The organism is Leifsonia sp. SIMBA_070, assembly GCF_046534635.1.
In the GTDB taxonomy this organism is placed as follows: Bacteria; Actinomycetota; Actinomycetes; order Actinomycetales; family Microbacteriaceae; genus Leifsonia.
Genome location: NZ_JAWRYK010000668.1, coordinates 1 through 250, shown reverse-complemented (window position 1 = coordinate 250; position 250 = coordinate 1). Strand labels below are relative to the sequence as shown.

The following is a 250-nucleotide window of genomic DNA, read 5'->3' as shown; positions in this document are numbered from 1 at the left end:
GACTCACCCACCCCCACGTCTCGAAGAGTCGAGTGGCCCGCCATCATCGTCTTCGTGGTCGTCGCTTGCGTGCTGGCCTGGCTGGTGGCACTGCCACTGTGGCTCGGAGACGGTCTCGCCGAGCCGATGTCCGTCTTCCTCCTCCCGGTCATGATGTTCACTCCGGCCATCGCGGTACTGGTCGTCACCTTCGCGATGCGCGTGCCCGCGCGGGGACAGCGTGCGCGCTTCCTGGGCCTCTGGCCGCTAC

At 67.6% G+C, this 250-nt stretch carries 1 pseudogene; it reads left to right on the top strand.

Annotated elements, in window-relative coordinates:
- Positions 1 to 45 precede the first annotated feature (45 nt).
- Positions 46 to 250: pseudogene (locus SB754_RS21915) on the top strand (CPBP family intramembrane glutamate endopeptidase); the annotation flags it as partial.